This is a genomic window from Lacinutrix sp. MEBiC02595 (genome assembly GCF_053601555.1).
Genome location: NZ_JBSHNU010000217.1, coordinates 51923 through 65052 on the forward strand (window position 1 = coordinate 51923; position 13130 = coordinate 65052).

The 13130-nt window shown below is 32.1% G+C and carries 7 protein-coding genes; 5 read left to right on the top strand and 2 right to left on the bottom strand.

The window, feature by feature from the left end; translation table 11 throughout:
- The first annotated feature begins 72 nt into the window (after positions 1-72).
- Entirely contained in the window at positions 73-3012 is a 2940-nt protein-coding gene (locus tag ACVCZW_RS07960) for a histidine kinase (RefSeq protein WP_452232112.1), read from the top strand.
- Positions 3012-3752: a LytR/AlgR family response regulator transcription factor gene (locus ACVCZW_RS07965; protein ID WP_452228559.1), complete on the top strand. Its 741-nt coding sequence runs from the start codon at positions 3012-3014 to the stop codon at positions 3750-3752. Before ACVCZW_RS07960 ends, ACVCZW_RS07965 begins: the two co-directional genes overlap by 1 nt.
- Before the next feature lie 84 nt (positions 3753-3836).
- Here ACVCZW_RS07965 and ACVCZW_RS07970 read toward each other — a convergent pair whose 3' ends face one another.
- On the bottom strand, positions 3837-4868 hold the full coding sequence (locus tag ACVCZW_RS07970) for a T9SS type A sorting domain-containing protein (RefSeq protein ID WP_452228560.1): 1032 nt from the start codon (positions 4866-4868) through the stop codon (positions 3837-3839).
- Positions 4869-5122: 254 nt separating this feature from the next.
- Here ACVCZW_RS07970 and ACVCZW_RS07975 point away from each other — a divergent pair, with 254 nt between their 5' ends.
- Positions 5123-6868: a hypothetical protein gene (locus ACVCZW_RS07975; RefSeq protein ID WP_452232113.1), complete on the top strand. Its 1746-nt coding sequence runs from the start codon at positions 5123-5125 to the stop codon at positions 6866-6868.
- A 58-nt stretch (positions 6869-6926) separates the two neighbouring features.
- Here ACVCZW_RS07975 and ACVCZW_RS07980 read toward each other — a convergent pair whose 3' ends face one another.
- Complete coding sequence (locus ACVCZW_RS07980; protein ID WP_452232114.1) at positions 6927-8477, bottom strand: FMN-binding glutamate synthase family protein; 1551 nt, start codon at positions 8475-8477, stop codon at positions 6927-6929.
- Positions 8478-8780: 303 nt separating this feature from the next.
- Between ACVCZW_RS07980 and ACVCZW_RS07985 the strand changes: the two genes are divergently transcribed.
- Entirely contained in the window at positions 8781-10655 is a 1875-nt protein-coding gene (locus ACVCZW_RS07985; RefSeq protein ID WP_452232115.1) for a BspA family leucine-rich repeat surface protein, read from the top strand.
- Positions 10656-10775: 120 nt separating this feature from the next.
- The gene (locus tag ACVCZW_RS07990; protein ID WP_452231271.1) at positions 10776-13118 is read left to right on the top strand and encodes an ATP-dependent helicase; all 2343 of its coding nucleotides are present in this window, start codon (positions 10776-10778) and stop codon (positions 13116-13118) included.
- Positions 13119-13130: the final 12 nt, after the last annotated feature.

Sequence of the window (13130 nt, forward strand, 5' to 3'; positions counted from 1 at the left end):
CTGTACTGAAAATTATGTGGTTACAGATTAATTATTTAAAAATATTACATTAGTTTTATAAAAACAGAAACCTTGAAACACCAAAAACTCCATATCACAATTATTACCTTATGGATATGGCGTTTTTTTTCTGATTCCCATATTTTAGTTAATAAGCCCGAAAGAATAGCAAAGAAGAAATGTTTACTAGTTATTTTACTTTTTACTTTTGCTATTTCATTTTCCCAACAATTTACAAACTATACAACTAAAGATGGTTTGCCAAGCAATCTTGTATATAAAATAGGGCAAGACCAGAAAGGGTTTTTATGGTTTGCTACAGATAAAGGTTTGGTGAAGTATAATGGTAATACCATGAAAACCTTTACTACTAAAAATGGTTTAGCAACGAATGATGTTTGGGGGATTTTTCCAACGCCAGATGGTAAACTATGGTATTTGTCTAAAACTTCAAAATTGGGTTATATTAAAAACGATAGTGTTTATGCTTTTGAAAGTGAAATAAAAGGAGAGATTTTTAGTCCTCTTTTAACAAGTCAAGTTGGTAATGATTTGATTCTTGCAAGTTCCAATAGATTTCATGTTTTAAAAAATAAGAAATGGAGAGTATTAAATGGATGGCACCCAAAAGATTCTTTAGCGTATAATTATATAAAACATCCTACGGTTTTAAATTACAAAACTTCTAGTTTATTAGATTCTGTAGTAATACAAGATAAAACAAATAAAACAGTTAAGACCTTTGGTTTTGGGGATGTACTTAAAAAAAATCACATAAGAGGTCAAATTACAGATAGCCTGTTTTATTGGGTAAATGATAAACAATACAATATTCTTAATTTAAATACTTTAAAGCTGCATAAAAAATACTTTAAAGACGAAATAGGTATAGAGCAATCAAAATATGTACGATTAAATCTAGTAAATAATCAAATACAAATTTCTGGAAAGGGATTTGTAGGTGTTTTAGATAAAGATTTACACATTACAAATACATACTATATACCAGAGTATTTAAATGCGCATTTTGGTTTTTTTGATAGCTTAGGGTCTGTTTGGGTAAGTACTTTTACAGATGGTATTTACCATTTGCCAAAAGAAAAACAAAATATTAAATACTGTTTACCAACAGAAACAGTAACGAACATTGGTTCTGTAAATAATAAAATTATTGCAAATGTTTTTAATAAGGGATTTTATAAATATGATGATGCTAAAAAAAAGTTTGTATTATTTATAGAAGAAGAAGAATATCTTTTTGACGCTTCTTATATTAAAGAATTAAACACAGAATTTTATCTGTCTAAATTAAATTCAAGAACAGTAAAAAATGGTAAAATAGAAGAGATAGGTTTATTAAGTGATTCCAATGATATTCATTACAAAACAAGACAATTAGTAGTAGCTAATAATTCTTTATATGGTGAATACTCGTTTGGAGTAAATAAAATAAATCCAAATAATTTTGAAATCGAAAAAGAGTATCATCAACTCGGAATTAATCAATTACTACCATTTAATGATCGATTTTTAGTAGCTACATTTAGTGGGTTAAAAGAGTTTAAAGACGAAAAATTTAAACCTATAGCATTTACCAATCAAGAGTTTAATAAATCCATTTTAAATCTAAAAAAAGTTTCAGAAAAAGAGCTTTTAATAAATACAGATGGCTTTGGGGCTTATATCACCGATTTAAAAACCATTAAGCAACTTCCAGGTTCCGAATTTCTAATTGTAAATAATGCTTTTGTTGAAAATAATAACATTTGGTTAGCAACAGAATCTGGTATATTAAAGTATACAAAAGTAAAAGAGGTATATACGGTGCAAATGCAGATAGATAAAAGCAATGGATTGCCTTCCAATCATGTTAATGATGTTTTTGTTTATCAAGATAACTTAATGGTAGGTACCAATAACGGAATAGCCATTTTTCCAAAAGAGGTAAAAAGTAAATCCCAATTATTAGATGTTTATATCGATAAGGCGCAATATGACAATCAAGATATTTCGATAAATAATGCTGTCTTTAAATATCAAAAAAATAATAATTTAAATTTCACCATATCTAATATCGATTTTTCAGATAAAAATGTAGGTTTCTCTTATGCTTATAAATTAGAACCTATCCATAAAGATTGGACCATCACCACAACTAACAATTTTAGTTTTAATAACCTGGAACCAGGAGAATACACATTACATATTGCTGCCAATAGCCTAAAAAAAGAGCTGAGTTTTACAATAAAACCTTTGTGGTGGCAAACCGTTTCATTTAAAGTATTTATTGTGTTGTTTGGTGTTTTTCTTGTAGCATTAATATCTAGATTTTTTGTAAAACGTTCTCAATTTAAAAAAAATCAAAAAATATTTGAAGACAAACGCTTAAGTGAATTACAGCTAAAGGCGTTACGGTCTCAAATGAATCCGCATTTTGTATTTAACTCGCTATCTGCAATACAATATTATATTGGTGAAAATGATTTTGAAGCTTCTGAGTTGTACTTGGTTAAGTTTTCAAAATTAATTCGTCAATTTTTTGAGCTTTCCAAAGAAAATGAAATCACGTTAGCTACAGAGGTTAGTTTGCTTCATAATTATTTAGAAATTGAAAAACTTCGTTTTAAAGAAAAACTAAACTTTAGCATTCATGTAGATCCTAGTTTAAATACGAAGAGAACAAGAATACCAACCATGTTATTGCAGCCAATAGTCGAGAATGCTGTAAATCATGGTGTTTTTAATAAATTAGAAAACGGCTTGGTAACTCTCAATTTCTTACATGTAGATGCACAAACATTTAAAGTAGAAATTATAGATGATGGCGTAGGTTTTGCAAATACGAAAAAGAGACAAAGTAAAAAGGTTAAATCTTCGAATGTTTTAAAAGATAGATTACATTTTTTAAATTATTCTGAAAAATGGGAAATAACGTATAAAGAAGAAGAAGTACATCCAGATCGAGCAGATAGAGGTAATAAATCGGTATTTTTAATCAAGACAAACAATTAATGAATAGTATAAACGCAATATTAGTAGATGATGAGATTGCAAACTTAAAAGGCTTGCAACGAAAGATTGAAAATTTGTTTCCTAATATTCAAATATCGGGAGCGTATCAAAAACCAGAAGATGCCATAGCAGCAATTAAGGAACAGCAACCAAATATTCTGTTTTTAGATATTGAAATGCCTAGAATTAACGGCTTTGAGTTACTTACCAACTTGAAAGACGTTAACTTTCAAGTCATTTTTGTAACTGCTTACAGTGAATATGCTTTGGAAGCATTTAAAAAATCGGCAATAGATTACATATTAAAACCTATAGATAATGATGATTTGGTTGCAGCTATAAATAAGGCACTAGAAATTATTAAATTAAAAAAGGAGAGTGAAACTAACGCTAAACTAGTAGGCTTGTTAGAAGAAAATATTTCTAAAAAAAATAAAATAGTGGTACCAACGCAAAAAGGAATTTCTTTTATACCACAAGATGAGGTGCTACATTTAGAGGGTTATGAAGGCTATACTAAAATCCACTTAATAAATAATACCACAATTACAAGTTCCTACAATTTGGGTAAATTTGAAAAACTACTAAATACCAAGTTTTTTAAATGCCATAAATCGCATATTATTAATTTAGAAAAAGTACGTCATTTTGAAAATGAAGGCTATGTGGTTTTAAATAATGAATATCGCGTACCCATATCTAAAACCAATAAAAAGGCATTTTTAAGTTTGTTTAGTTAACTAGAATATAAAACGACTTTGTTTTAAAAAAAATAGCTCTTTAAAATATTTTAAAGAGCTATTCTATTACATAAAGCAAATATTTTAGTACTTGATAATTTTCTTAGTAATACTGCCAACTTTTAAGAAGTAAGTTCCTTTAGATAGGTTTTTAGTAGAAACCATAGTAGTGAAATTTGTAAGGTTTCCTTTTAAGACAAGCTTACCCAAAATAGAATATACTTCATAATTATCATTTAATAATTGATCAGTATTAAAAACAATATTAAAATAATCTGTACTCGGGTTTGGGTAGGTATTAAATGTATTATGGCTATAGTTGTTGTCTTGAACAGATAAAGAGCTAGCAAATATTTGATCTAAAGTAGCTTCAATGAAAAAATCTAAATTATTATTAGGTGTTAGTTTTCCTGTAGTTACAGAGGTGTTTATACTTGTAGGATTAAATAAAGATGCCATTACACTAAAAGTACTGTTTTCGTAAAAAGTCATGGTGGTTTCTCCTGCATTAGGATAGGATGCAGGCCCAAATTCATAGATGCTTAAACCATTAGTTCTTGGTGTTACACCGTCGATGTAGTATAAGGTCGAAAAGATCCACGTAAGCGGACTAGGATAATCTGTGTTCGTAGTACTGTTTCTGTCTAATTGTGGAACACCCAAACCACCATCGTCCACATAAGTTTGCATGTTATAAGATGCTAACCAAGCATAATCATACATGAAGTCTCCTGCTGTAAAATTGATTGGAGCTGCTCCATAAGATTCATATATTAAGTCACTACCAATCATCCATAGTTTCCCTCCGTTATCTAAATAATTGGTAAGTACTGGGTTTCCTGCTTGTCCAGCAGTCCAAAAATTAAGGCCATAGCCATCGTCACCACTAAACCAAATAACTAGATCATAGCTCTCTAATTGCGTACTAGTAGGAAGTCCACTAATAGTAGCGTCGTGTACTGTTACACTGGTGTAAGAGGTTGTTAATATAGAATTGTAAAACGTGGTATTATCTGCAGTGTCAAAATCATTGTCGGTGACTAATAAAATATCATTTTGAGCAAATGAGAATAGAGCAATGGATAAGGTTAAAATTAAAAGTAGTTTTGTTTTCATATTTTTTGATTTTTAATAGATTAAAATCAAATTTAAAAAAAAAGAAATAAGAAGCTAAAGTTTTTAATAAAAGAGTTTTAAAGTTGTTTAATTACAGATTTTACACCTATTTATTTGAGGATTAATCCATAATATAAGTGCTTTTTGTTTTTTACGTGGTTAAAGTTAAATTCGGAAAAATAGGGTAACAAAAGTTTAAATAGGTTTATATAAAACTATAAACTATAAATTTTGAACGTTTAAAACTATAAATTATGAAAATTAGAAACACCAAATTCAAATTGTTACTTAGCCTTATGATTGCAATGGGTACATTATTTACATCCTGTGATCCAAACGAGGATAATGAGTCTTATGATCCAGGAGAAAATAACGAAATAGGTTTAGACCTAGGACAAAGCGTACAACATGATTTTATGGGTCGAATTGTGGATGAGTCCAATGCTCCAATAGAAAACGTAATGGTTTCTATCGGATCAAAAATGGAGTCTACAGATGCTAATGGGATGTTTATTATTAGTAATGCGAATGTTAAAAAAAGACAAGCATTTATTGTAGCAGAAAAACCTGGTTACCTAAAAGGAATGCAAAGTCTAGTGCCTACGCAAGGTACAAATACGGTGCGTTTAATGTTGGTTCCTCTAAATGTAATTGCAACGGTTTCCTCTGGAGGAGATAGTCAAGTAAACTTACCAAATGGAACTACCGTGAAGTTTGACGGAGCGTTTAAAGATGAAAACGGAAATGCCTATTCCGGAAATGTAGATGTTATCCTGTATCATTTGGATCCTTCAAATCCGGATATTGATGCTATAATGCCTGGTAATTTACAAGCCGAAAATACTAATGGCGAAGAACGTATTCTGGAGTCTTACGGCATGTTAAATGTAGAATTAAGAGGAACTTCTGGTCAAGAATTAAATATAGCAGATGGTCATGTTGCTGGAATTGAAATGCCAGTAGATCCTGCGCAGAGTAGTAATGCGCCTTCTACTATTCCTTTATGGCATTTTGATGAAGTGAAAGGGTATTGGATAGAAGATGGGGAAGCGACTTTAATTGGAGGGAAATATGTTGGTGAAGTTTCTCATTTTTCATGGTGGAACTGTGATGCGCAATTTCCAACAGTTACTTTATGTTTAAATGTGGTGGATGTAGCAAATATTCCATTATCTAATGTGAAAGTGGCATTGTTTAGAAGTGGAGCAACGTACCCAAGAATAGGGATTTCCAATGGTAATGGCGAAATTTGTGGATTAATACCTGCAAATGAAACAATGACATTAAATATATTCGATCAATGTGGAGTAGTGGTTTATACAACTACTATAGGGCCTTTTTCAACAGATACAAATTATGGTAACTTGGTCTTGCCAACAGTTTCAGCAGCTGTTATTACTGGTAACCTAGTAAATTGTTCTAGTGCTAATGTTACCAATGGTTATGCAGGTGTAACTTATGGAAATCAATACGCTACAGTAGATGTTACCAATGGAAGTTTTTCTTTAAGTGTAATAGAATGTGCTTCTTTATCAGGTTTCACTTTAGAAGGAGTTGATTTTGATACTTTTCAAACAACAACAGCATTGCCTTTTACCTTTAACAATACCAATGTTGGAAATATAATTGCTTGTTCTACGGTAACAGAGTTTATTAGTGTGCGAGTAGATAATAATCCAACAGATTATTTTTTAGCTAGTATAAATGCAGGAGGTAACCAGCCAAGTCCAGGACTCTCGGTTAGTTCTCAAACAAACCTGAACTACTTCTTTGTTGGTTTAAACGATACAACAATAGGGAATTATTCTTTAGATCAGTTTGGTTTTGAATCCTCCAATTTAAATATAGATTACGCCATACCAACTAGTTTACAATTAAATTTATCTAATTATGGAAGTGCTGGTAACTATATAGACGCAACCATTAACGGAACATATACTGATACTTCGGGGAATGTGAGAAACCTTTCCGTAACCATACACGTAATAAGAGATATTTAGTAAGCATTAATTTGTGATGATTAAGATAAAAAAAGAGGCTTCTACAGAAGCCTCTTTTTTATTTTTTATTTCCACCTAAATACATGCAATTTTTTAAACTCTGCATACCATGAAAAGGGACAGGGGTTTTTTCATACATATAGGTTTTACTTAAATTGGTAGCGAGGTTATGATCATCTACATTAATTTCTATATCACTCATTTTAAACTCACAAGGATGCTCGTAACCAGCAGCATGTGTAATTTCTATAAATTCTTTTCTAAACGTTTTAAAATACTGCGCTAATCGCACCGATTTTAAAGTAGGGTCAATCCCGTTTTGTAGCCATTTGCTTTGTGTAGCAACTCCACTTGGGCATTTGTTAGTATGGCAAACTTGCGCTTGTATACAACCAATGCTCATCATCGCTTCACGAGCAACATTGATGCAATCGGCTCCCATTGCAAAAGCCATTGCTGCTTTGGCAGGAAAACCTAACTTACCACTACCAATAAAAACAATACGTTCGCTTAAGCCTTTGCTTTGAAATAATTTATATAAATCACCAAATGCATAAACCCAAGGTAAAGATACATGATCTGCAAAACTTGGAGGTGCTGCTCCAGTACCACCTTCACCACCATCAACCGTAATAAAATCAGGACCTTTTCCTGTTGCTTTCATTATATCTGCAAGCTCTTCCCATTGTTCTAATTTACCAATAGCAGCTTTAATACCAACAGGTAATCCTGTAGCTTCCGCAATTTTCTCAATAAAATCTACCATTTCTGGTACATTACTAAATGCTTTATGGTTTGGTGGAGAGAGCACATCTTTGCCAATTTCAACACCTCTAATTGCTGCAATTTCAGGAGTGATTTTTGCTCCCGGTAAAACACCTCCTTTTCCTGGTTTTGCTCCTTGCGAAAGTTTTACTTCTATGGCGCGTATAAACGGATTGTCTTCTACTAACTTTATTAATTTCTCCATAGAAAAACCACCATCTGCAGCACGAACACCAAAATAACCGGTTCCAAAATGAAAAACAACATCGCCACCATGACTGTGGTGCGGCGATAAACCACCTTCTCCTGTGTTGTGATAAGCGCCAGCCATTTTAACGCCTTTATTCATCGACTCTACAGCTTTTGCAGAAAGCGAACCAAAACTCATTGCCGAAACATTAATGACAGATCCCGGTCTAAATGGCTTTTTACGTTTATTGAATTCTCCCATCACTTTAGCGCAAGGCAAAAAACAATGATCTATATTATTTGGGTGGTTTTTGTCTTTTATTTCAAAAGGCATCATTGCATTATTAATAAAAATATGCTGATGTGCATAAATATCGCGATCGGTACCAAAACCTTCGTAGTTGTTTTCGTGTTTTGCCGAAGCATAAATCCAACCACGTTCAATTCTATTGAAGGGTAATTCTTCTCTATTATTGGCAACTAAATACTGTCTTAATTCTGGGCCTATTTTTTCAAGCATGTATCTAAAATGCCCAACAATAGGGAAGTTATGACTTATGGTATGGTGCCTTTGAAAAACATCGCGAATAGCAATAATTACTAAAACTAAAATAATCCACATCCACCAACTTATCTGACCTAAGAATTCTAACATATTTTCTGAAATTAATATTTTATCGGATGGTAAAGATATTCAAAAAATAAAAATATTAAGTAATACTCCAATTGTTTATAATTAGGAAGTATAAAAACAAGATAATAGTCTTGTATATAGATCATCACTATAAATAATAAATACGAAGGTTTAAAAGTGTGTGTCTTATTTAATCGGGAAGTTATTTGGTTGATTAATTGTCTTATTATTAGGTTTTTAACTTGTTTTTATTGGTGTGCTTGCTATCTTTTTGTAAATTGATGTATCCTTAATATTATGTCTAATATACTCTAGGTTAAACGTATGAAAGCAAAACTACTTCTTCTAATAATGTGTCTGTTTGTCTCTTATGTTGTGCATGCATACAAGGCTATTATTCCTGAAACGAATATGGAAACTACATTGACCACTTGTGATAATATGTTTTGTGAGTCTTCCTGTTTAGAGGATATTACGAGCAGTTATTTTATTACTACTTGGACAACATCAGGTTTGGGAGATTACAGCATTACCATACCAACCATAGGTACAGGGTATAATTATGATGTAGATTGGGATAATGATGGTGTTTTTGATGCTATAGGAGTTACAGGAGATGTAACACATGACTATGGAGTTGCAGGAGAATTTATTGTAACTATTAGAGGTGATTTTCCACGTATTTATTTTAATAATACAGGAGATAGAAATAGAATTTTAGCCGTAGAACAATGGGGAGCTGGTAGTTGGACTTCTATGGAAAAAGCTTTTTCTGGCTGTTCAATTTTGAGAATTAACGCTTTAGATAATCCAGATTTAAGGTATGTAACGAACATGGATTGGATGTTTTTTAATGCAACTTCCTTCAATCAGGATATAAGCACTTGGGATGTAAGTAATGTCACTAATATGGCTTATATGTTTCAAGGTGCAAGATCATTTAATCAAGATATAAGTGCTTGGGACGTGAGAAACGTTACTACTATGATGTCTATGTTTGCATATGCATATTTATTCAATCAAGATCTTAGTATTTGGGATGTGGGTAATGTTACGGATATGAGTTTGATGTTTAGGTCCGCACATATATTCAATCAAGACCTAAGTACTTGGAATGTGAGTAGTGTTACTGATATGTCTCAGATGTTTGCAGGTACTCAAGCATTTAATCAAGATATAAGTGCTTGGGACGTGAGAAACGTTATTACTATGATGTCTATGTTTGATAGTGCTATTGTATTCAATCAAAATTTAAGTACTTGGGATGTGGGTAATGTTACGGATATGAGTAGGATGTTTTCTGAGGCAGTTGTATTCAATCAAGAAATAGGTGCTTGGAACGTGAGTAATGTAACTAATATGTCTGTAATGTTTCAAAGAGCAAGAGCATTCAATAAGGATATAAGTACTTGGGATATGAGTAATGTTTCTAATGTTCTTTCTATGTTTTTAGTAGCTCAAGCATTTAATCAAGACCTAAGTACTTGGAATGTTAGTAATGTCGTTGATATGTCGAGAATGTTTAATGGTGCATCTTCTTTCAATCAAGATATAAGTACTTGGGATGTTAGTAGCGTTATTAGAATGAATTCCATGTTTTCTGGTGCATCTTCCTTCAATCAAGACCTAAGTGATTGGGATGTTAGTAGTGTTAATTATATGATTAGTATGTTTAAAAATGCAACTTCCTTCAATCAAGATATAGGTATTTGGGATATTAGTAGTGTCATTTATATGACAGATATGTTTGAGGATACAAACCTTTCTATAACAAATTATGATAATACCTTAATAGGATGGAATATATTAGATGTTGGAGAAACGCAAATACCAGAAAACATCATTTTTAATGGTGGTAATAGTAATTATTGTTATGGTGCGTCCGCTAGAACAAATTTAATAGATACACATGGTTGGACTATAACAGATGGTGGTTTAGACTGTTCTACGCTGCATATAAATGAAGAAATATTCCCAGGTGTAAGCGTTTACCCAAACCCAGTAAAAAGCAATGTAACCATCACATTGCAAGATGATGCCTCTTATATACTTAATGATATGCATGGAAAAGTAGTTGAAAAAGGTGAATTATTTTTAGGAATAAATACTTTAAATCTAGAACATATATCTAACGGATTTTATATTTTGAAACTTAAAACGGACAATCATAGTACCATTAAAAAAATAATTAAAGAGTAATACGCTTTATCTCATAAAAACGACTTGAAAAGAATCTTTAATTGTTCATAATTAATAATAATTAGGAAGCATAAAAACGCAGAGATTGGTTATTTTCACGTTTTATAAAAGGAAAGAGATTTGGAGAAGTATTTAAGTCAGTTAAACGAAGCACAATTAGCACCAACTATTCAAAAAGATGGTCCTATGATAGTCATTGCAGGAGCAGGTTCTGGGAAAACTAGAGTGCTTACCTATAGAATTGCATATCTAATGAGTCAAGGTGTAGACTCATTTAACATATTAGCCCTTACGTTTACTAATAAGGCGGCAAAGGAGATGAAAGAACGTATTTCCAGTATTGTTGGTAACGAAGCCAAGAATTTATGGATGGGAACTTTTCACTCTGTATTTGCTAAAATCCTTCGTTTTGAAGGACACCATTTAGGATTTCCTAGTAATTTTACCATTTATGATGCGCAAGATTCACAGCGTCTTTTAGGTTCTATTATTAAAGAAATGGGCTTAGAAAAAGATATCTATAAAACCAAACAGGTTTTTAGTAGAATTTCTTCCTATAAAAATAACTTAATTACCGTAAAAGCATACTTTAAGAATCCGGAGTTAATGGAAGCCGATGTCATGACACGACGACCAAAAATGGGAGAGATTTACAAAGAATATGTAGATCGTTGCTTTAAAGCAGGTTGCATGGATTTTGATGATTTATTGCTGCGAACGAATGAGTTGTTAACTCGTTTTCCTAATGTTTTAGCACAGTACCAAAATAAATTCCGTTATATATTAGTAGATGAGTATCAAGATACAAACCATAGTCAATACCTTATTGTTCGTGCATTAGCAGATCGTTTTCAAAATATATGTGTAGTAGGAGATGATGCGCAAAGTATATATGCTTTCCGTGGTGCAAACATTAATAATATTTTGAATTTTCAGAAGGATTACGATGATGTGAAACTTTTTAGATTAGAGCAAAACTATCGTTCTACAAAAAATATTGTTGGTGCAGCTAATTCTGTTATTGAACATAATAAGACTAAAATTGACAAAGTAGTTTGGACTGCAAATGACGAAGGTGCAAAAGTGAAAGTAAATCGTTCTTTAACCGATGGAGATGAAGGTCGTTTTGTTGCAGGAACCATTTGGGATGAAAAAATGAACAACCAATTGCATAATAGTGATTTTGCAGTTCTATATCGTACCAATGCGCAATCTCGTTCTATTGAAGATGCCTTACGTAAACGCGATATTCCGTATCGTATTTATGGCGGATTGTCCTTTTACCAACGTAAAGAAATAAAAGATGTAACCGCATATTTACGTTTAATTCTTAATCCAGCAGATGAGGAAGCACTAAAACGTGTTATTAATTATCCAGGAAGAGGAATTGGGCAAACTACTATTGACCGACTTATTGTGGCTGCTAATGGTTACGGGAAAACAATTTTTGAGGTTTTACAAAATATTGATAAAGTTGAAATTAATATAAATGGTGGTACAAAAAATAAGTTACGTGATTTTGTGACTTTAATTGAAAGCTATCAAGTAATGAATAAAACGGCAAATGCATTTGATTTAGCCGAGCATGTTACTAAAAGTAGCGGACTAATCCGTGAATTTAATAAAGACGGCACACCTGAAGGTATTGTACGTTTAGATAACGTGCAAGAACTTTTAAATGGGATAAAAGATTTTGTGGAAGGCCAAATGGAGCTTGCAGATGCTGGAGATTCCTTAGCAGAGTTTTTAGAAGATGTTGCTCTAGCTACCGATTTGGATGCAGATAAAGGCGATGCAGATCACGTGGCATTAATGACTATTCACTTAGCAAAAGGACTAGAGTTTAATCATGTATTTATAGTTGGTTTAGAAGAAGATTTATTTCCAAGTGCTATGAGTATGAATACACGTAGCGAATTAGAAGAAGAGCGTCGTTTGTTTTATGTTGCGCTTACTAGAGCCGAAAAACAAGCCTATTTAACCTATGCTTTATCGCGGTACCGATGGGGGAAATTAGTAGACTCAGAACCTAGTCGTTTTATTGATGAAATAGACGAAACGTTTGTAGAAAACACAACTCCTAAAGAAGAAAGACGTTTTAATCCAATGTTAGATTCGGATATTTTTGGAGATACACCACCAAGTAAAATTAGATTTAAAAAACCGAAAGAACTTACTTTTAAGAAAAAAGGTACGACTAAAAAAGAACCAGATAACTTTAAAATAGCAACACCAAAAAATTTAAAACCTGTAGCAAAAACCACAGAAAGTACTAGTGCGAACACAAACTTGTTTGATGGTGAACTTAGAGTTGGTAGCGTGGTAAAACATATGCGCTTTGGTAAAGGAGAAGTTTTAAAAATTGAAGGTGTTGGTGGTGATATGAAAGCAGAAATTAAGTTTTTAACTGGTGGAGTGAAGAAATTATTGCTTCGTTTTGCTAAACTGCAAGTGATTGGATAGTTTTATTTAGCC

Bases quoted from the DNA above. Each gene is read 5' to 3' on its own strand.
- ACVCZW_RS07965 (WP_452228559.1), top strand. From the start codon at position 3,012: ATGAATAGTATAAACGCAATATTAGTAGATGATGAGATTGCAAACTTA.
- ACVCZW_RS07975 (WP_452232113.1), top strand. From the start codon at position 5,123: ATGAAAATTAGAAACACCAAATTCAAATTGTTACTTAGCCTTATGATT.
- ACVCZW_RS07980 (WP_452232114.1), bottom strand. From the start codon at position 8,477: ATGTTAGAATTCTTAGGTCAGATAAGTTGGTGGATGTGGATTATTTTA.
- ACVCZW_RS07985 (WP_452232115.1), top strand. From the start codon at position 8,781: ATGAAAGCAAAACTACTTCTTCTAATAATGTGTCTGTTTGTCTCTTAT.
- ACVCZW_RS07970 (WP_452228560.1), bottom strand. From the start codon at position 4,868: ATGAAAACAAAACTACTTTTAATTTTAACCTTATCCATTGCTCTATTC.